General features: G+C 46.7%; 8 protein-coding genes and 2 tRNA genes. 9 read left to right on the top strand and 1 reads right to left on the bottom strand.

From position 1 onward, the window contains the following. Positions 1 to 230: 230 nt before the first annotated feature. The 9 genes from P150_RS0102730 (at position 231) to nrdG (ending at position 16,915) form a co-directional block, all read left to right on the top strand. Positions 231 to 2,141 carry a leucine-rich repeat domain-containing protein gene (locus P150_RS0102730; RefSeq protein ID WP_028896385.1) on the top strand — a complete coding sequence of 637 codons (1,911 nt, stop codon included), beginning with the start codon at positions 231 to 233 and terminating at the stop codon, positions 2,139 to 2,141. Between the two features lie 154 nt (positions 2,142 to 2,295). After that, positions 2,296 to 5,655 (top strand): exodeoxyribonuclease V subunit beta, encoded by a 3,360-nt coding sequence (locus tag P150_RS0102725; RefSeq protein ID WP_028896384.1) that lies wholly within the window; start codon positions 2,296 to 2,298, stop codon positions 5,653 to 5,655. A gap of 97 nt (positions 5,656 to 5,752) precedes the next feature. Then, the gene (locus P150_RS0102720) at positions 5,753 to 8,632 is read left to right on the top strand and encodes a PD-(D/E)XK nuclease family protein (RefSeq protein ID WP_028896383.1); all 2,880 of its coding nucleotides are present in this window, start codon (positions 5,753 to 5,755) and stop codon (positions 8,630 to 8,632) included. Between the two features lie 673 nt (positions 8,633 to 9,305). Then, positions 9,306 to 9,395: transfer RNA gene (locus P150_RS0102715), tRNA-Ser, on the top strand. Positions 9,396 to 9,415: 20 nt separating this feature from the next. Beyond that, a tRNA-Glu gene (locus P150_RS0102710) sits at positions 9,416 to 9,487 on the top strand. Positions 9,488 to 10,163: 676 nt separating this feature from the next. Further along, positions 10,164 to 12,278, top strand: a complete 2,115-nt coding sequence (locus P150_RS0102700) for a prolyl oligopeptidase family protein (protein ID WP_028896382.1) — start codon at positions 10,164 to 10,166, stop codon at positions 12,276 to 12,278. A 189-nt stretch (positions 12,279 to 12,467) separates the two neighbouring features. Further along, positions 12,468 to 13,379 carry a DMT family transporter gene (locus P150_RS0102695; protein WP_081819260.1) on the top strand — a complete coding sequence of 304 codons (912 nt, stop codon included), beginning with the start codon at positions 12,468 to 12,470 and terminating at the stop codon, positions 13,377 to 13,379. Positions 13,380 to 14,212: 833 nt separating this feature from the next. After that, the gene (gene nrdD / locus P150_RS0102685) at positions 14,213 to 16,318 is read left to right on the top strand and encodes an anaerobic ribonucleoside-triphosphate reductase (RefSeq protein ID WP_051617466.1); all 2,106 of its coding nucleotides are present in this window, start codon (positions 14,213 to 14,215) and stop codon (positions 16,316 to 16,318) included. A 117-nt stretch (positions 16,319 to 16,435) separates the two neighbouring features. After that, positions 16,436 to 16,915: an anaerobic ribonucleoside-triphosphate reductase activating protein gene (gene nrdG / locus P150_RS0102680; protein WP_028896379.1), complete on the top strand. Its 480-nt coding sequence runs from the start codon at positions 16,436 to 16,438 to the stop codon at positions 16,913 to 16,915. A gap of 201 nt (positions 16,916 to 17,116) precedes the next feature. Here nrdG and secA read toward each other — a convergent pair whose 3' ends face one another. Next, on the bottom strand, positions 17,117 to 20,473 hold the full coding sequence (gene secA, locus P150_RS0102675; RefSeq protein ID WP_028896378.1) for a preprotein translocase subunit SecA: 3,357 nt from the start codon (positions 20,471 to 20,473) through the stop codon (positions 17,117 to 17,119). Positions 20,474 to 20,496 lie beyond the last annotated feature (23 nt).

Below are 20,496 nucleotides of genomic sequence, written 5' to 3'. Positions count from 1 at the left end.
TTTGGGTGTTTTAAATAGTAAATACATATTTTTTGGTGGAAAGATATGATGATATTGATTTTTTGTCGTATCTTTGTCAAGTGTGATTAGATGCAGTCCTTTTCCGTAGATAAGCTTAATGGTTCATTATGGAAAGTTGTTTGTATGTCGCACCTTACAATCTTGATGAATGTTCGAGAAATAGAGATGTGTTTTAATCACTTAATATTTAATTTACTATAATCAAATCTATGAAGAAAATTCTACTTATTGGATTCCTGTTTCTGTCGCTTTTTGCAAGCGCACAGGATACTTTTGAGTCAAACCAGATTGTCTATTTGATAACTGGCGAGAGTACGGTTGAAACGCAGAAATATAATGGCGTTGAGGTTTCGGTGGTTGTTCCTGAGAAAGTGCAGAATAATGGCAAGACCTATACCGTTACGGCGATTGGTGCAGAGTCATTTTCGTGGACTAAGGTAGAATCAGCGGATATGCCTTCTACGATTGAAAGCATCGGAGACAAGGCTTTCCAGTATGCAGAAATCAAGACGGTAAAGTTGCCTGAGAATTTAAAGAAGATAGGAAAATCGGCTTATTCGTCGGCGAAAATAACTGAACTGGAAATTCCGACATCGGTTGTTGAAATTGGCGAAAATGCTTTCTTGAGCTGTTCTAATCTTGAAAGGATAAAGTTTAACGACGGTCTGAAAACGATTGCGGCAGGTGCATTCTATCATCTTCCGAAATTGACTGAATTGCATTTGCCAAAGACACTCGAGACAATCGGCAATGCAGCGTTCAGCAAGTGTACGGCTCTCAAGACGCTGACGCTCCCCGAAGAACTGATTTCCATTGGCGATGCAGCATTTATGGGATGCGCAAAAATGAGCAATGTAACGCTTCCCAACAAGTTGAAGACTATAGGAACGGAGGCTTTCCTGAATTGTTCTGGTCTTACCACAGTGAATATCCCTGCAAGCGTGGAGAAACTTGGCGACAGTTTTATGGCTGCAACCTCTATTTCCTCGATAACCGTAGACCCGAACTCGGAGTATTTTTATCTGAAAGACAATAATGCACTTTATGGAAAGAAGCAGAAGGTGTTGTATCTGGTGCTGATGCGTGGGCTTACAAATCTTGTTGTAGAAGATGAATGCGTGGGTATCAACGGTGGAGCCTGCTGGGGCAGCGAGATAGAGCAGCTTACTCTTCCGAATACATTGTTGGCCATCGGCGACCATTCTTTCTTCGGCATAAAGGCGACCAAGGTTGATCTTCCAAACTCGCTTACCTTTATTGGGCAGCAGGCATTTGCCGAAACAAAATTGACGGAAGTTGTAATTCCCGAAAATGTAACTCTCCTTTCCAAGGGAGTTTTCGGCAAATGCGAGAATTTAATCACTGTAACGTTGCCTTCTTCAATAGAGGAGATAGACAATCTTGCATTCGGTTTCGATGCGAAATTGGCGAAAGTGATTTATAAGGGAAAGAAAGTTCCTGAAATAATTGATTACAGTGAAGATTATTACAGCCCGTTCTACAACATTGCTTCAGGTGTGGAACTCGTTGTTCCGAAGGGTTGTTTCGAGGCTTTTAAGGAGGCGCATTGGGATGAATACTTTGCCATTGTGGAAAGCGAACTGGGCGTTTTAAGTCCGGTCGGCACGGATCCGAGCGACGGTTCTGTGATGGAGGGATACAAGCCTATGACTTTCAAGATTACATTTGACGAAGAAGTTTCGGTGGCGACAGAAACACCGGAGGTTACGCTCAGAAAGAATGCAGTATTCTATCCGAACGTTTTCACGGCTGACGGCAGTTGGCACGTAACGCTCAACTCCGACCAAAAATCGGTAAACGTATGGGCAGGTGATGCAGACGGTGCCGTTCAGCTCTATAACTTCAATGAAAACATAGAGTATTTCCTTGTGATTCCGTCTCAAATCGTGAAGAACGCAGCAGGGGAATCCAATGAAAGAATCGTATTGCGCCTCGTGGCTAACGAAACAACTGCCATTGACGGAACGGTGTCCAACGAGAGAAACGCAGATGTTGTTGGCTATTATAATATCAACGGACAACGGATACCTGCACCTGTGCGCGGCATCAATATCGTGAAATATTCAGACGGCAGTATAAAAAAGATGATGAAGAGATAGACTTTTGCAGTCTTTATTCTCTTGAAAATGCAATAAAGCTACGTCTGTTGCCTTCATTGTTGAGACAACAGATGTGGCTTTAACTGTGAAAAAAGTTTTGGCGTTTCGGGAATTTATCGCTAACTTTACATAAAAATTAGTTGAAGAACGCAATATGAACAAGTCGCTCACTGTGTATAAGGCATCGGCAGGGTCGGGAAAAACGTTTACGCTGGCCGTGGAATACATTTCAATCTTGGTAAAAGATCCCGAGAATTATCGGAAAATACTCGCCGTTACTTTCACTAACAAGGCTACGCAGGAAATGAAAATGCGTATCCTGTCGCAGCTTTATGGCATTGCCAATGGGCTGGAATCGTCGGACAGCTATCTGGAGAAAGTTAAGGAGAAGACAGGACTGGAAGAGATTGTGATTCGGAACAACGCAAAGGCGGCAATGTCGCTGCTCATTCATAAGTACAACGACTTCCGTGTGCAGACCATTGATGCCTTTTTTCAGCACGTGCTCCGCAATCTGGCGCACGAGCTTGACCTTTCGGCCAATCTCCGTGTGGACCTTAACGACGAACAGGTGGAAAACAACGCCGTGGACCAGATGATTGAAGGGCTTGAACCGGGACAGGATGTGCTGAAATGGATTCGCGATTACATTGACAAGAGCATTGAAGACGACCTCGGATGGAACGTAATCGGGAAGATAAAGGACTTCGGTCTCAATATTTTCAAGGACTTCTACAAGGACGAGAAAGACCGTTTGCAGGCACTATTCGGCGATGAGGATTTCTTCAAGGAGTACACGAATATGCTTCGTAAAAAGCGAAATCAGCTTCAGAAATCGATGAACGACATTGCGCAGAAGATGCTCCGGCTGATTCGTGATGCGTGTGTGGACGATTCCTCTTACTTTACGCGTTGGCTTTACGACTACATCGTGAAGCGTTCTACTGGCAGAATCAGCAATGAAGACAGCCCTAAATACGTGTTGGGCTGCATTGAAAAAGCTGAAAAATGGGTGAGTAAATCGTGTCCGGCAGCCGAAAAGGACATTGTCGTAAGCCTCGCATCGTCGCATTTGTGCGAAATGCTCAAGGAGTTGGAAGAAGCAAGAATCGGCAGTTGGTGCGAATACCAGTCGTGCATTCTCACACTTGCCCATCTGTCGCAGTTGCGTTTGCTGAACGCCATTGCCAATCAGGTGGACGAACTGAACAAGGACAGCAACAGGTTTATGCTCAGCAACACGCAGTCGCTGCTCCGTAAGTTCATTGTCGACAGCGATGCACCTTTCGTTTTCGAGAAAATCGGCGCACGCCTGAAGCATATAATGATAGACGAGTTTCAGGATACGAGCACCATTCAGTGGGAGAACTTCAGGGTGTTGCTCGACAACTGCATCTCGCAGGCCGAATCCCGCAACCTCATCGTGGGTGACATCAAGCAGAGTATCTATCGTTGGCGCGAAGGCGACTGGAAACTGCTCAACGATATTGACAATCCTGATGCACGGGGCTTCCACGATGAGGTGGTGGACGTGCAGACGCTGGAGCATAACTTCCGTTCCGAAGAGAACATTGTGAACTTCAATAATGTTTTCTTTGAAGAAGTCATCAATACCACCGTAGCCGAACTGGAAAACGACGGCATTGCCGATTCGGAACTGTTGAGGAAAGCCTATGCGGACGTAAGGCAGATTCCGAATAGGAAAGATGGACACGGCTACGTGAGAATGGAACTGTTGCCGAGCAGTAAGGACGGATACAGGGAAGCTGTGTTGGAAACACTTACCAATACGGTTGAAATGCTGCTGGAAAAGGGTTATAAACAGAAAGACATTGCCATATTGGTGCGCTCAAAAGGCGTGATACAGGACATTGCCGACACGTTTGTCAGGCGTCTGGGCAGCCGTGTGAGCATTGTTTCCGATGAGGCATTCCGTCTCGATGCGTCGCTCGCCGTAAACATTATCATTGATGCGCTCCACCTGCTCACGCATCCCGATGACCTGCTCACGCGTGGAAAGCTCGCCAAAACCTATACGCAGAAGGTGCTGAAACAGAACATTACCGACAGCGATATACTTGTGAATCTCAATAAGTTCGACGAAGAGATTAAGGCAAAGGCCGAGAAACAGGAACTGATACGACTGTCGCAAGAGAACCAGATGCGCAAACTGAACCAATCTCTTCCCGATAACTTCGTGAAAAACGGGGAGAAACTGCTCGGAATGCCTATCATCGACCTTGTGGATGAGCTTTTCACACTCTTCAATCTTGATACGCTGAAAGGACAGAATACGTATGTCTGCACCTTCTACGACACGCTCAACGAGTATCTTCGCGACCATCCCGCCGACATAGACGACTTTATCAAGGAGTGGAGCAGCACCCTTTCCGCCAAGACGATACAGAGCGACGAGATAGAAGGCATCAGACTGATTACCATTCACAAGAGCAAGGGACTGGAATTTGACAACGTTCTCATTCCGTTCTGCGACTGGACGCTGGAAAAAGGCAATATAATATGGTGTAAGACGGAAGGAAAGGAAGCACCTTTCAACGAAATTCCACTCGTTCCGGTGGACTTTTCCAAGAATGCTATGCAGGGAACGGTGTATGAGGACGACTACAAGCAAGAGCATTTTCAGAACACCATCGACAATATGAACCTCCTTTACGTGGCGTTCACACGTGCTGCGAAGAACCTTTTCGTTACGGGTAAGCGTATGACGGACAAGACTTTCAAGGAACAGCAGGCCAATCCGGGCACATCCAACCGTTCGCAGGGAATGGAACTGGCTTTGGAAGCCATTGCCGCAAGGCTCACAGGCAGCGTATTGGACAAACCGGCATCGGAAAAAGAACCGATAATCTTTGAGTACGGACAGTTGGAAAACGGTACGGACAAGGCGAAGGAGAACAGTCAGGACAATCCTTTCTTGGTGGATTCAACGAATTTTCAGGTGGAAATCAAGACTTTCCCACACATTCTCGGATTCAGGCAGAGCGGGAAAAGCAGGGAGTTTGTGGAGAGCGATGATTTGGAAATGTCGGACAGGGACAGATATATAAAGGTGGGAAATATTCTCCATCAGCTTTTCTCCACCATCTATACGACCGACGATATTCCTACAAAGCTCGCCGAATTGGAACAGGAAGGCATCATTTACAACGATGAGGTGACCACGAGCGAACTGCGCCGAAAGATAGAAACAGCCATCGACACCCCACAGGTGCGCGACTGGTTCTCGCCGAAATGGAAGATTTTCAACGAATGTGCCATCATAGAGTACAATGAGGAAACCGAAACCGTAGAATCGCGGCGGCCCGACAGAGTGATGACAGACGGACAGGAAACCATCGTTGTAGACTTCAAGTTCGGCATTCCCCGCGATGAATATTCCGAACAGGTGCGGGGATATATGAATATGCTCACGAAGATGGGATACCGAAACGTGAAGGGCTATCTCTGGTATGTGATGCGCAATCAGATAGATGAAGTTCTTCCGCAGTCTTAATGAACTTTTCCCATAAGCTTAATAAAGATTTTCATAATCTTAATGAAGTTCCTCCACAAATCCAATGATGTTTTCCCACAAGCCAAAAGATAGAATTATGCAGACATTTCTCAAGCAAGTAGCAAAAGACCTGATACAGAAACACGGCACCGACCTCGCCCACATAGCAGTGGTTTTCCCGAACAAGCGCGCCTCGCTCTTCCTCAATAGCGAACTGGCGAAGCTGTCGGAAGGCCCTATGTGGAGCCCTGCTTACATCACTATTTCCGAACTTTTCCGTCAGCAATCCACGTTTACGGTGGCCGACCCCATCAAGAGTCTGTGCGATTTATACAAGAGTTACACCAAGATTACGGGCAGCACGGAAGACCTCGACCAGTTCTATGGTTGGGGACAACTGCTGTTAGGCGACTTCGACGACATAGACAAGAATATGGCCGATGCCGAATTGGTGTTCAGAAACATAAGGGATATCCACGAACTGGACACGGTCAGCTATCTCACAGACGAGCAGAAGGCCGAGCTGAAGCGATTCTTCTCGAACTTTACCGGCAGCGACGAGGGCATCCGCCGCAAGTTCATCGACCTATGGAGCAAGCTGCACGCCGTGTTCACAGACTTTAAGGAACGCCTCCGTGCGCAGAATCTGGCCTACGAAGGTATGTTGTATCGCGAAGTAGTGGAAAGTCAGAACCTTCCCGACCAGTATGAAAAGTACATTTTCGTGGGTTTCAACGTGTTGCAGACTGTTGAGCAGAAACTCTTCAAGGCTTTGCGAAAGGAAGGCAAGGCTCTGTTCTACTGGGATTACGACGACTATTATCTCCAGCCGATGAATGAAGCCGGCGCATATATCCGTAAATGGCTGAGCATTTTCCCGAACGAACTCAGCGAGGTAAAGGAAGAACTCTACAACAACTTTAAGGAAAAGAAAGACATTACCTTCATTTCTGCCCCGACGGAAAACCTCCAAGCACGCTACATCACGCATTGGCTGGAGGAAAACAAACGCTATCTCGACGGCAAGCGCACGGCTATTGTGATGTGCGATGAGAATCTTTTACAGACCGTGATACATTGTATTCCGGGCGAAAACGTAGAGGATGTGAACGTAACCACGGGCTATCCGTTGCAGCAAACACCGATAGCATCGATGGTGGCGCAGCTCATCAATCTGCAGACCGAGGGTTATTCGCAGCGCGAAAATGCTTATCGGCTGCACCACATCAACCGGGTTCTGCGCCATCCTTACGGAAAATTCATTACTGATGAGGCCGATGCGCTGCTGCGCAAATTCAATTCCACGAAGCAGTATTACATCAAGGCAGCCGAAAACTCCATATTCCGACACGTTGAGCACGACAGGCAACACCTCCAACAATTCGTTGCGTGGCTGTCTGAAATCGTGCGGATGATTGCAAAAAACGGCAGAATGCAGGACGACCAACTGTTCAGCGAGTCTGTTTTCCGAATGTACACCCTGCTGAACAGGCTTGCCGAACTGATGGCTGCGGGCGACTTGGAAGCCAACTTCACGATATTCAGACGCCTGCTCAACCAACTCATCGCATCGACAAACATTCCCTTCCACGGCGAACCTGCACGAGGCGTGCAGATAATGGGCGTGCTGGAAACGCGAAATCTCGACTTCGACCACGTGCTGCTGCTCTCCTGCAACGAGGGCAATATGCCGAAGGGCGTAGACGATACGTCGTTTATCCCTCACTTCATCCGTAAGGCCTACGAACTTACCACCATCGACAACAAAGTGGCGATTTACAGCTATTATTTCCACAGTCTGTTGCAGCGTGCCAAGGACGTAACCATACTCTACAACAACTCCACACAGGGCAGCAAGACAGGCGAAATGAGCCGGTTTATGTTGCAGATGATGGTGGAACTCGGACAGCCGATTCGCCGATTGGCACTGCAAGCCGGACAGGAACCGATGCAGGGCACTGCAACCGACATTGCGAAAGACGCCGTTGTGGTGGAGAAACTCAACGAGATATCCTATTTTTCGCCGACGGCACTCAACACCTATCAGCGTTGCCAACTGATGTTCTACTATAAATACATAGGAGGACTGGCGGAAAGCGACGACAGCGACGAGGACGACATAGACGGCCGTGTCTTCGGAAACATCTTCCATCTGGCTGCCGAACTGATGTACGAGCAGTTGCTGCCTCGTGAGGTCATCACGCGGGAAAATATAGAATATGTGCTGAAAACAGGCAAGTCGGCACAATCCGTTACCACGGGCAACCATCAATCCACCTTCGACGACGTGATTTCCGAAGCCTTTGCGCGCGAGCTTTTCCTTCAGAAAAAGGGCACAAAGCAGCATCCTAAGCTCAATGGTCTGCAACTGATTAACCGTGAAGTGGTGGAGAAGTATCTCCGACAGTTGCTCCGTCTCGATGCAAGGATTGCGCCGATGCGCGTCATAAAGCACGAGTTCGATATATTTAAAGAGGTGGAAATCGAGGTAAATGGCACCCGAAAGAAACTGAAGATAGGAGGACGTGTGGACAGGCTCGACGAAGTGGGAACGGGAACGAGCCGACCTCGGTTGCGTGTGGTGGACTACAAGACGGGCAACAAGGTGGCAAAGGAACTCGGAAGTGTGGAGGAAATCTTTAATCCGGCCAACATTCACGACAAGAAGAGCGACTACACGCTTCAGGCTTTGCTTTACAGCATCATAGAATCTACCGACGACGAGGAACACAATCTCGCCCATCTGCCCGTAAGTCCGGCTCTGCTTTTCATACAGCACGCCGGTGGCGACGACTATTCGCCGGTGCTTTCGCTCGGCAAGAAACGCATCGACAGAGCCGAAGACTACGCCGATGAGTTTTTTACGCTGCTGAAAGCGAAGATGGAAGAGATATTCAACAAGGACATTCCTTTCAAACCCACCGAAACGTTGCGCACCTGTGAGTATTGTCCGTACAGACAACTGTGTGGCAGATAGCCGTCTGCTGCACAGGATTTCGTGTGAATAATCTTGACAAAAGTCCCTTCATAATTCGATTATTTTGAGAAAGATATTTTTGTTTTTCAAATATGCAGGTTTTTAACGTGCAAATGTAAAAGGTTATCATTCTGTTGTTTATGACTAATTAGTGTGAGCGTGTGCATCGGCAAAGCCCGAAATACTTCCCGAACAGACGAATAAATCCGATTTTTCAACCTCTTTTTTGCGTGAAATCTTCGCACAGTCATCTTTCGTTCTTGCGACGAACGCAATGCGTTTGTCGCAAGAATGGAATGCAATCTTCGGTTGAAGAGTAGCCGAATGGCAGAAAAATGAAATTCAACCATCCTTATAACGCCTGAAAATCTCTGGATTGCAGAAAAAAATTGTTCGATTTTTGGTAATCTGTTTTTACAATGTTTGCTTTGAGCGTGTCCGAGTTTCGGCAGAAGATCAAGGCTGTGGCTTGAACGGCTGAAGCGCGAATGAATCATAATCTGTCTGTCTTAGCTCCTTGGTCTTTTCGTTGAGGCTTGATGCAAACACACATCTTGTAATATTTTTTGTAAAAAAACTCCTTTAAAAGTTTGTGGGATAGAAAAAATAACACTAACTTTGCAACGCATTTGAAAAAACGGATGCTTGGCAACTCGGTAAACGAGCCCTGACTGGAAGGATGGGTGAGTGGCTGAAACCAGCAGTTTGCTAAACTGCCGTGCGCGTAAGCGTACCGGGGGTTCGAATCCCCCTCCTTCCGCCACCCTTTTGGGGATGCCATTCGGTCGGTTCATCTAACGGTTAGGATACAAGATTCTCAATCTTGGCATACGAGTTCGATTCTCGTACCGACTACAAACAGTTCCTGTAAATCATTGATTTGCAGGATTTTTTGTTTTTATATGCTTGGGATTTTTGGGAAAAGGGATACGGATTAGTTGAATCAAGGCGTGTTCCGAACTCCGTAGTTAAAGGACAGGAGACAGGTAGGCTTGGAATAATACCACCTCAATTTAAGTCAAAGAGTGAAATGGGAGTAGGGCTGAAATAATAGCAACTTGACAAATCTGTTGCAATTTCGTATCACGACTGATTGATTGCCTCGTGGAGCTCTTACCTTGTGCGCTTGTGAATAGTGTTTTTCTCAGCATCAATTCATCCCGAAATCGGGTGTGGATGAGGGCGAAGAGAGTTTTCGGTAGGCGAGGTTTATAGGTCTGACAGGCGTGTTTTGCCTTGTCGAATATAAACAAAATTGCCCCAACTGTCCGTTGGAGCAAAAAAAGATTGACTGTCTCACGACAACCAATCTTAAACCTTAATAATCTAATACCATGAAAAACACGATGCAAAATTAAGAGTAATAATTTATTATTGCAAGTTTTCTTTGTTAAAAATATATAATACATTGTTTTTTTTACATTTAAAATTACCTTTCCTTTCTGTTTCTTCCGATTAATTTACTAACTTTGCGCCAAATCGAATTTAGCAAAAACATAAACCTAAGATACTGAAAAGGCAATAAATCTATATGAAGAAGACATTCCTATTGTCGGCTCTTATGCTGACATCAACAACTATGATGGGACAAACGGGTGTAGGCATTAAGTATCCAAAAGCTCCGAGCGACAATACAGTCGATGAGTATTTCGGTACGAAAGTGGCCGACCCTTACCGACCGTTGGAAAACGACCGCAGTGCAGAAACGACGGCTTGGGTACAGGCTGAAAACGGACTGACGAATGCTTATCTGCAAAAGATTCCGTTTCGTGGCAAACTCCTGAAGCGACTTACTGAAGTTGCCAACTACGAAAAGGTGGGAGCACCTTTCGAGAAAGACGGAAAATGGTATATCTATCGCAACAATGGCTTGCAGAACCAGAGCGTGCTCTATCAGATGGACGAGTTGAATGGCACGCAGCGTGTGTTCTTGGACCCCAATCAGTTGAGTACGGACGGTACGGTGGCTCTGCAAGGCACATCGTTTTCGCATAATGGCAAGTATATGGCCTATGTGATTGCAAGAAGTGGCAGCGATTGGAACGAAATCTACGTGAAGGACGTGGCTACTGGAAAGGTGCTCGACGACCATATCGTGTGGGCAAAGTTCACGGGTGCAGTCTGGTGTGGCGACGGTTTCTATTACAGTGCCTACGATGCTCCCGAAAAGGGCAGGGAGTTCAGCAGCAAGAACGAGGTGCATAAGATCTATTATCACAAGATGGGGACGCCCCAGAGCGAGGATGTGCTTTTCTATCAGAATCCTTCGCAGCCCCTTCGCTTTTACAGCGTTAGCGTGAATGAGGAGGAAACAATGATGTTCCTTACCGAAAGTGGAGGAGGTGCAGGCAACAATCTTTTCGTCCGCGACCTCCGTGTGCCCAATTCGCAGTTCATTCAGATGACTTCCAATATGGATTTGCAGTATATGCCCATCGAGATCATCGGCGACAATATCTACATCTACACCAACGATGGTGCGCCACGCAACAGGTTGATGGTGGCAAACGTGAAGAATCCGGGAATGAAAAACTGGAAAGAGCTGATTCCCGAAACGTCGGACGTGCTGGAAGACGTAACTTTTGTGGACGGAAAGATGATTCTTTCTTACAGCAAGGATGCCTCAAGCCACGCCTACCTTTATAATATGGACGGACAGCGGCTGCACGAAATTCAGTTGCCTACCGTTGGTACGGCTCGCTTCTCGGGCAAGCGCGAACGCAAGGAATGTTTCTACACCTTCTCTTCCTTTACCGTTCCGGGAATGATTTATGCCTACGATGTAAACAGTAATAAGAGCACGGTATTCGCTTCTCCGAAAGTTAATTTCAAGTCGGATGGCTATCACACCGAACAGGTGTTTATTACGAGCAAGGATGGAACGAAGGTTCCGATGTTCCTTACCTATAAGAAGGGTATGAAACGCAATGGAAAGAATCCGGTTTATCTCTACGGTTATGGTGGCTTCAACGTATCGTTGCCTCCCGGATTCTCGTCAATGCGCATTCCGTTCCTCGAGAATGGCGGCATCTATGCACAGGTAAATCTGCGCGGCGGAAGCGAATATGGCGAGGAATGGCACTTGGCCGGCACGAAGATGAACAAGCAGAACGTGTTCGACGACTTCATTGCGTCGGCAGAATGGCTCATTTCCAACAAATACAGCTCGAACGAAAAGATTGCCATCGTGGGTGGCAGCAACGGTGGTTTGCTCGTCGGTGCTTGTATGACGCAGCGTCCCGACCTCTTCAAGGTGTGTGTGCCGCAGGTGGGCGTAATGGATATGCTCCGTTACCATAAGTTCACGATCGGATGGAACTGGGCACCTGACTATGGAACAAGCGAGGACAGCAAGGAAATGTTTGAATACCTGAAGGGTTATTCTCCGTTGCACAACCTCAAACCGGGCACAGCCTATCCTGCAACACTCGTAACGACGGGCGACCACGACGATCGTGTGGTTCCCGCCCATTCGTTCAAGTTTGCCGCTACCTTGCAGGATTGCCAGAAGGGCAGCGCACCAACGCTCATCAGAATCGACACCAAGGCAGGCCACGGTGCCGGAAAACCATTGAGCAAGCAGCTCGAAGAGAGTGCCGATATCTATGGATTCATAATGTATCATCTCGGAATGAAAATGAAATAATACAAATCTCCTCATCCCCCTTCGCTTTGGCAGAGGGGGATGTGGTTGTAAAATGATGAATAATTTAGTAAGGTAATAAATAAAACAGCGTAAATTAAATGAATCTGACAGGAATCGGTTCTGAAATAACACAACCTTTTCCTTCTTTTCAATGAAATTTTCTTTTCCTTTTTTCCTATCTTTATAACTATGAATTTGAAGACAAAAAAAGAATCTGGCGCAATGCGCACTATCGTTTACCATATCGTGGCTATCGTTACTGCAATGATATGGGGTATAACTTTTGTAAACACGCGTAAGCTGATGGACGGAGGGCTGAAACCGGAAGACATCTTCGTGCTTCGTTTCTTCATTGCATATATCTGTATATGGTTTATCTCCCCCCAGAAGCTCTTTGCTGACTCGTGGAAAGACGAGTTCCTGATGTTTCTGCTCGGTGTTTTCGGTGGTTCGCTTTACTTCTGCACCGAGAATTGGGCTATCAAATACTCCTTTGTAAACAATGTGAGCTTCATCGTTTCCATTGCGCCGCTTATCACGGTAATGATTGCGCTGATGATTTATAAGAACGTCAAGGCAAGTTGGCTGCTTACGATTGGTTCGGCAATGGCGGTTCTGGGTGTAGGTTTTGTGATTTACAATGGTCAGTTCAATCTTAAACTTAACCCTCTCGGTGACCTTCTTGCACTGGCTGCTGCGGTAAGCTGGGCTTTCTATTCGTTGCTGATGAAGAATGTCTCCGGCCGTTATTCGTCAGTATTTCTTACCCGCAAAGTGTTTTTCTATGGAGTGCTGTCGATACTGCCCATCTATATTGTCAATCCTTGGACCTTCCCTCTCAGTGGATTCCTTGATGTGAATATCTGGGGCAATCTTTTCTTCCTCGGCTGCATTGCATCCTTTGTATGTTTTGTATCGTGGACGTGGGTTATCGTGAAGCTCGGTGCGCTGAAATCATCCAACTACATCTATCTCAGCCCCGTTACAACGGTTCTCGCCAGTGCCCTTTTCCTCGACGAACCAATGACCTTGATGGCCTTTGTCGGCTGTGCCCTCATCCTTTTGGGCGTGTTCGTTGCCAATAAGGCGAAAGGCATCTGATATTTGTAAGAAAAACAAACCTTTCTATACTGCAAGTGAACCATCATTTGGGCATTTATAGCCTTGTTATACAGTAATGTTGGCAGATGAAATATTGACAATGTCAGGTTGCTTGTAAGTGGTTGAAAATCAATAGGCAAACTTTTATTTTTCAAACGTGCGAAGATTGTAAGGCAATCTTCGCACGTTTGTTTTGCATTCTTGCGAAGAATGGAATGTATTCTTCGCAAGAATGCAAAACGAGTTTTTGTGGGTCTGAAACAAGGGAGATATTCTGATGGATTGAAGATGCTGTTCTGATGGTTTGTTCGTTGATTTGTGCCCATAAAATTGTTCGGGTTTAGGATTGAAAATGAGTTCGCCCGGGTTTGATATCAACACAAAATCAAAGGGAGATATAGGATAGTTTCAGGTTCAGAGGTATTTATATAAATATATTTTTAGGCTGTGTTTTTCTTCTTGAATGAGTAAAATGAATACTATATTGTTTTATTTGAAATATAAAAGTTTTCCAAAATAATATTTTATGAATTGTCATTGCGAATAAAGTTTGTAATAAATATGGAAAATTTTTCTATGTTATTCTTGTTTTTGTGAATTCACAAACTATTGTGTATCAGTTTGTTATAGTTTTATAATAGAAATGTTCTATATTTCTTAGTGAAATTATTAATTGTTTATTTGGGAAAACTTTATACCTTTGCAAATGGGAAAAGTTGTCCAAAACTGAAAACTATATCGGATTTTATGTTTGATTAAATTCTCTTTTTAGGATGCCTTGTCTGACCTTTTTGAGAATCAGAATAATATTTATTAATACAATATACTAAGAAATGGAAATCAAGAATTTCACGATTACTAAGCGTGACGGAACTAAGGAGCGTTTCTCGCTCGACAAGATTATGAATGCCATCGTAAAGGCATTTGAAAGTGTGAATGAACCGACGGATCTCGGAACGGTGTCTAAGGTGTTGGCTAATCTTGACATTCACAATGATATTAAGGTAGAGGATATTCAGAATCAGGTGGAGGTGGCACTGATGAAGGAGGGGTATTACAACGTAGCCAAGAGCTTCATCGTGTATCGTCAGCAGCACACCGAAGACCGAGAGGTTTTGGAGAAGATGCGCTTCCTGACAGACTATTGTATGGCAGAGAATGCCGCAACGGGTTCAAAATTTGATGCGAATGCCAATGTGGAAAACAAGAATATCGCTACATTGATTGGCGAATTGCCGAAGCAGGGTTTCATTCGTCTGAACCGTCGTCTGCTGACGGACAGAATCAAGAAGATGTACGGAAAGGAGCTGGCAGAAGAGTATGTTCACTTGCTCACTCATCATTTTATCTATAAGAACGACGAAACGAATCTGGCGAACTATTGTGCATCCATCACGATGTATCCTTGGCTGATTGGCGGCACAACTTCCATCGGAGGCAACTCTACGGCACCTACCAATCTGAGGAGCTTCTGCGGGGGCTTCATCAATATGGTGTTTATGGTTTCCAGTATGTTGGCCGGTGCCTGCGCCACGCCGGAGTTCCTTATGTATATGAACTATTTCATCCAATTAGAGTATGGAAAGGACTATTGGCAGCATTCCGACAAGGTGGTGGACCTGAGTTTGAAGCAGCGCACGATTGACAAGATTATCACGGATTACTTTGAGCAGATTGTCTATTCGCTGAACCAACCGACCGGTGCACGCAATTATCAGGCTGTTTTCTGGAATATCTCGTATTACGACAAGTATTATTTTGAATCGCTCTTCGAGAATTTCTATTTCCCCGACGGTTCAAAGCCTGATTGGGAAGGCGTGTCGTGGTTGCAGAAACGCTTTATGAAATGGTTCAATCAGGAAAGAACGAAGGCCGTGCTCACGTTCCCGGTGGAAACAATGGCTCTGCTCGCCGACAACGGAGAGTGCCGCGATGCGGAATGGGGCGATTATGCTGCGCAGATGTATGCCGAAGGGCACAGCTTCTTCACTTATATGAGCGACAATGCCGACTCACTCAGTTCTTGCTGCCGTCTCCGTAACGAGATTCAGGACAATGGTTTCTCCTATACGCTCGGTGCAGGTGGTGTTTCAACGGGCTCGAAGAGTGTGCTCACCATCAATCTGAACCGTTGCATTCAGTATGCCGTCAATCGTGGGATGGACTATAAGGAATATCTTTCGCACGTGATTGATGTGTGCCACAAGGTGCAGTTGGCTTACAATGAGAATCTGAAGGATTTGCTGCGCAACCGTATGCTGCCGTTGTTCGATGCCGGCTATATCAACATCGACCGACAGTATCTCACTATCGGTATCAACGGTTTGGTGGAAGCGGCGGAATTTATGGGACTGGACATCACTCCGAACGATGCGTATAAGGAATTTGTGCAGGGTGTGCTCGGTCTGGTAGAGAAGTTCAACAAGAGCTATCGCACCAAGGAAGCTATGTTCAACTGCGAAATGATACCTGCCGAGAATGTGGGTGTGAAGCACGCAAAATGGGATAAGACCGACGGCTATTTCGTTCCACGCGACTGCTACAACAGTTATTTCTATCGTGTGGAAGACAATTCGCTGACGATTCTCGACAAGTTCCGTCTGCACGGTGCGCCGTATATCGAGCATCTGACGGGTGGTTCGGCACTTCACATGAATCTTGACGAGCATCTTACACAGCCACAGTATCGCCAGTTGCTGAAGGTGGCAGCACAGGAAGGTTGCAACTACTTTACGTTCAATATCCCGAACACGGTCTGCAACGATTGTGGGCACATAGACAAGCGCAATCTGAAGGAGTGTCCGCATTGCCATTCCAAGAATTTGGATTATCTCACTCGTGTCATTGGTTATATGAAGCGTGTCAGCAACTTCTCTGCTCCGCGTCAGGCCGAGGCTGAGCGCAGATATTACGCAACGAAAGAGAAATATACTGTTTAGGAAAACACGGGTAATGGTAGTGAAGAAGTGAAGTTTTTTCGCTTCTTCACTCCATCGCTTTCTCCCTTTTAAACACGATTTTGTATTCCTTTCACGTCTTTATTGTCTGTAATCTCTATGCTGAAATACATTAATTCCGACATCGTTTTTCAGGAATTTCCCGACGAAGTAACGCTGGCAATCAATCTCTCCAACTGTCCTTGCAGGTGTCCCGGTTGCCACAGCACGTTTCTTTGGAAAGACGTTGGGGAACTATTGACCATCGATGCCGTTGAGACTATGTTGCAGTCGAGCAACAACAGGCTTACCTGTCTGGGAATAATGGGTGGCGACGCTGAACCCGATGCCGTGAATGTCTTGGCGAAAGAGGTAAGAGAAAGGCATCCGGAACTGAAAATCGGATGGTACACGGGGCGCACGATGATAGCCAGTCAGATTGAAAAACGGAACTTCGATTATATAAAGGTGGGACCGTATATCAAACATCTCGGTGGGCTTGACAGCCGTAAAACGAATCAGAGAATGTATAGAGTGGGGGAGAACGGTTCCTTGGAAGACATTACGAATCGTTTTTGGCAGAATAAATTTGGCGATTGATAGCCTCTTGGTGTGGCGATTTTATTTCGCACAGGTTTCACGGAATCACGGTTTTTTCCTCGCATAGAGGAAGCAGAGGCATTTTTACTGTATCTGTTCGAGATGAATGCAGATATTTGTTTTTAGTGGATGCAAAGAAGAGATAATAAAAAATGGTGTTTGGAATTTCCAAACACCATTTTTGTTCGTATGATTTGCCGTTTATCGCAAGTTGCGACCGTGGCAATTCTTAAACTTCTTTCCACTACCGCAAGGGCATGGATCATTCGGACGTGGCATTTTTTCGGCCTGATAAGGCACACGCTGCGGCTGTTGCGCACCTTCGCGTGTATCGTGATGGGCAGCCGCCTGTTGGTTAGGATCAATCAAGTCATCCTTCTGCTCATTGTAACGCTGGGTTCTTTCCTCCGGAGCTGCTTCCTTGACCTCTTCGGCAGGTTGCATTTCCGGAATCTGCCCACGCATAAGCACACTTGCAGTACGGTTGTTCAGGTCGTTGATCATATTGTCCCACAGTTTCACGCTCTCCAGCTTGAAGATGAGCAACGGATCCTTCTGTTCATAGGATGCGTTCTGAACGGAATGGCGTAGCTCGTCGAGCTGACGGAGGTTCTCCTTCCAGTCGTCGTCGATGAGATGGAGGAGGATGACCTTTTCAAACTGCTTCACAACATCCTTACCTTCAGAGTCGTATGCCTCCTTGAGGTTGCAAGGAATGTTGTAGACGCGCTTGCCGTCTGTGATTGGCACCATAATTCTTTCGTAGATTGCGCCCTGATTCTCGTAAATATCCTTGATAACCGGCCACGCAACAGTCTGGATTCGCTCAGTCTTGCGCTCGAAAGTATCGATGGCAGCCTGAAAACTGCGCTCTGCAAGCTCGTCCTTGCTTGCTGTTGCAAGTTCTGTTTCAGAGAATGGGCATTCCATTGCCAATACCTTGAGGAACTCTTCCTTGCAACCTTCGTAGTCGTTGTTCTGTATGATGTTCACGCAACGGTCCCAAATGACGTTGGAAATATCCATACCGATGCGCTCTCCCATCAAGGCGTGGCGACGTTTTTCGTAAATAACGGTACGCTGCTTGTTCATAACGTCATCGTATTCCAACAGACGCTTACGAATACCAAAGTTGTTTTCCTCGACTTTCTTCTGAGCACGCTCGATGCTGCTCGAAATCATAGAGGATTCGATACGCTCTCCTTCGTCGAAACCGAGCCTGTCCATTACCTTTGCAATGCGTTCTGAACCGAACAGACGCATCAGTTTGTCTTCGAGCGAAACATAGAATACGGAAGAACCCGGGTCGCCCTGACGACCGGCACGGCCACGCAGCTGACGGTCTACGCGGCGGCTCTCGTGGCGTTCCGTACCGATGATTGCCAAACCACCTGCGTCTTTAACCTCTTGTGAGAGTTTGATGTCCGTACCACGGCCCGCCATATTGGTAGCGATGGTTACGGCACCCTTGCCGTCGATAGAACGGCCTGCGTCGGCAACAATCTGTGCTTCCTTCAGGTGCTGCTTGGCGTTCAATACTTGATGAGGTATCTTGCGCATATTCAGCATCTTACTCAAGAGTTCGCTGATTTCAACGGATGTTGTACCCACAAGGCAAGGACGGCCGCTGTTGCGCATTGCTTCCACTTCCTCGATTACGGCTGCGTATTTCTCGCGTGCAGTCTTGTAGACACGGTCGTCCATATCCTTACGGGCGATAGGACGGTTGGTAGGAATCTCAACAACGTCGAGTTTATAAATGTCCCAGAACTCGCCTGCCTCGGTGGAAGCAGTACCGGTCATACCTGCGAGCTTGTGGTACATACGGAAGTAGTTCTGCAAAGTGATTGTGGCAAAAGTCTGCGTTGCAGCCTCCACCTTCACGTGTTCCTTGGCTTCAACGGCCTGATGCAGACCATCGCTCCATCGGCGACCGTCCATAATACGGCCTGTCTGCTCGTCTACGATTTTCACTTCGCCGTCAAGAACCACGTATTCATCATCCTTGTTGAACATTGTGTATGCCTTGAGGAGCTGCTGAAGCGTATGGACGCGCTCGCTCTGCACGCCATAGAAGCTCATCAGGTCGTCTTTCTTGTCGATATAGGTCTGTTCGTCGATTTTCTTCTCGTCCTTTTCCTTTTCAAGGAGCGACAATTCTGTCGTAATGTCAGGTAAAACGAAGAGTTTATCGTCATTAACTTCCTTCGCCAACCACGCAGCACCCTTGTCGGTAAGGTCGCTTGAGTTCATCTTTTCGTCGGTAACGAAGAACAACGGTTCGATAGCCTTCGGCATTTCACGGTTGTTGTTTGCCATATAGAACTCCTCGGTCTTGAGCATTCCCGACTTGATGCCGTCTTCCGACAGGAATTTGATGAGTGCCTTATTCTTTGGCAACGCCTTATGAGAACGATAGAGTGCGAGGAATCCCTCTTCGAGCATTGCAGAGCGTGCCTTGTCGTCTGTCAGTTTGCCTGCTTCTGCTATCTTGTGGCGAGCTTCGGAAAGCAGTTCTGTTGCCTGCTTGCGCTGAACCTCGAACAGTTTCTGCACCAATGGCTGATATTCCTCATACATCTGGTCTTCGCCCTTCGGCACAGGACCACTAATAATAAGAGGTGTACGTGCATCGTCAATCAAAACGGAGTCCACCTCATCGACAATGGCATAGTTGTGCTGACGCTGAACGAGGTCGGAAGGCGACACAGCCATATTATCGCGGAGGTAGTCGAAACCGAACTCATTGTTCGTACCGAAAGTAATGTCGGCCTGATATGCCCTGCGGCGTGCCTCAGAGTTAGGCTGATGCTTGTCGATACAGTCTACCGAAAGACCGTTGAACATATAGAGCGGACCCATCCACTCGGAGTCGCGCTTTGCAAGATAGTCGTTCACGGTTACGACGTGAACGCCGTTGCCCGTCAGTGCATTGAGGAACACCGGCAGCGTAGCCACAAGTGTCTTACCCTCACCCGTTGCCATTTCGGCAATCTTACCCTGATGGAGCACCGTACCACCGAAGAGCTGCACGTCGTAGTGAACCATTTCCCACTTCAGGTCGTTGCCTCCGGCAGTCCAATGATTGTGATAGATAGCCTTGTCGCCGTCTATCGTGATGAAGTCCTTGCGTGGGTCGGCAGCGAGTTCGCGGTCGAAATCAGTCGCCGTTACGATGGTTTCTTCGTTTTCGGCAAATCGGCGTGCTGTATCCTTCACGATGGAGAAGGCCACCGGCATTACCTCGTTGAGGGCAGTCTCGTAGTTTTCGAGTGCTTCCTTGTCGAGTTTGTCGATTTTGTTGAAGATTTCTTCACGCTCATCGATAGGCGTTTTCTCTATTTCCTCGCGCAGTTTCTCAATTTCCTCGCGCTGTGCCTTGCCTGCATCCTGCACATACTGCTGTATTTCCTTGGTCTTGGCACGAAGTTCGTCGTTGCTAAGTTCCTTGATTGCAGGGTATTCAGCCTTTACTTTCTCTACGAAAGGCTGAATAAGTTTCATATCACGTGTGGACTTGTCGCCGAAAAGCGACTTTAATATTTTATTGAAATTCATTGTTTGTATGCTTTAAGAAAAGT

Source organism: Prevotella sp. HUN102, assembly GCF_000688375.1.
Lineage (GTDB): Bacteria > Bacteroidota > Bacteroidia > Bacteroidales > Bacteroidaceae > Prevotella.
The sequence above is the reverse complement of the archived record's forward strand: the minus strand, read 5'-3'. Positions and strand labels throughout refer to the sequence as shown.